Here is a 1,332-nt window from a genome sequence, read left to right on the forward strand (position 1 = left end):
GTCAGTACCAGACTGAACCTGGCTCGGCGGGGCTGGCTCGTTTCTTCGCTGCCCGATCGCGTGGCTGTTCTGCGATGTGCCGTCCCGCCGGGCTGGCGACGGTGGTCGTGGGCGTGGCCTGATAGGAGCCTGCTCGCTCTGCCCGACTGAGGCGTGCCCTCTCGCGTCCACCGGCGCCACTCCAGTAGGTGACGAGCTGAGGGAGACGAACATGACGGTGGTGGGGATCGACGCGCACAAGAACTGGCACACGCTCGTCGCGGTCGACGAGGTGGGCAAGCGGATCGGGGAGCTGACCGTCCCAGCAAGGGCCGGCGGGCACCACCAGATCGTGGCCTGGCTGGAGCAGTTCGACGACGTTCGGGTCGCCGTCGAAGACTGCCGCCACCTGACCCGCCGTCTGGAGGCCGATCTGCTCGACGCCGGTCACCGGGTAGTGCGGGTGCACGCCCGGATGATGGCCGGGATGCGGCGCAGCGCCCGCGAGCCGGGCAAGTCTGACCCGATCGACGCCGAGGCCGTCGCCCGGGTCGCGCTGCGGGAGGACAACCTGCCGACCGCTGAGCTGCCCGGCCCGATGCGGGAGATCAAGCTGCTGTCCGACCACCGGCGCACCCTGGTTGCGCGCCGCACCGCGATGCAGTCCAAGGTCCGCTGGTTCCTCCACGAGATCGACCCTGACCTGCACGTCCCCTCCCGCGCGCTGCGCCGCTACTCCTTGCTGGAGGAACTCCTGGTTCACCTGGAGGGCCGCGACGGCGCTCTGGTCGAGGTTGCCCGCGATCTCCTGGAGGACATCGCCGCCGTGACCCGGCGGATCAACACTCTCGAGCGGCGTCTGGACAGGCTCGTTCGCACCACCCACCCCACGCTGGTCGAGATCCCCGGAATGGGCGTCCTCGGCGCCGCGATGATCCTCGGCGAGACCGCCGGCGCCCGACGCTTCCGCTCCAAGCACGCCTACGCAAGGTTCAATGGCACTGCCCCGATCCCCGTCTGGTCGGGCAACAAGGTCAAGGTGCGCCTGTCGCGCGGTGGCAACCGCACGATCAACACCGCCCTACACATGGCCGCGGTCACCCAGCTGCGCCTAGGCAGTGAGGGCGCCGCCTATGTCGACAAGCTCACCGCCGCCGGCAAGACCCGCACCGAAGCGTTGAGGCTCCTGCGCCGGCGCATCTCCGACCGCGTCTTCGCCGCCCTGCGCACTGATGAGCAACGAGCCGACCACCCGGACGCAACAGCACCGGTGCCCCACCGACAGGCTCCGCCCAAGCCCGCCGCCGTGCTCCAGCAGGCGGCCTGACCCCCAGGGTTGACATAGGAGCATCG

Annotated in this window: 1 protein-coding gene; it reads left to right on the forward strand. The window is 70.0% G+C overall.

Going from position 1 to position 1,332, the window contains the following annotated elements:
* Window positions 1-211: 211 nt before the first annotated feature.
* Window positions 212-1,306 carry an IS110 family transposase gene (locus tag L0B03_RS17995; RefSeq protein ID WP_250448394.1) on the forward strand — a complete coding sequence of 365 codons (1,095 nt, stop codon included), beginning with the start codon at window positions 212-214 and terminating at the stop codon, window positions 1,304-1,306.
* The last annotated feature ends 26 nt before the right edge of the window (window positions 1,307-1,332 follow it).

This window comes from Actinotalea sp. C106 (assembly GCF_023630195.1).
In the GTDB taxonomy this organism is placed as follows: domain Bacteria; phylum Actinomycetota; class Actinomycetes; order Actinomycetales; family Cellulomonadaceae; genus Actinotalea.

Coding starts and splice junctions, on each gene's coding strand:
- L0B03_RS17995 (WP_250448394.1), top strand. CDS start 212: ATGACGGTGGTGGGGATCGACGCGCACAAGAACTGGCACACGCTCGTC.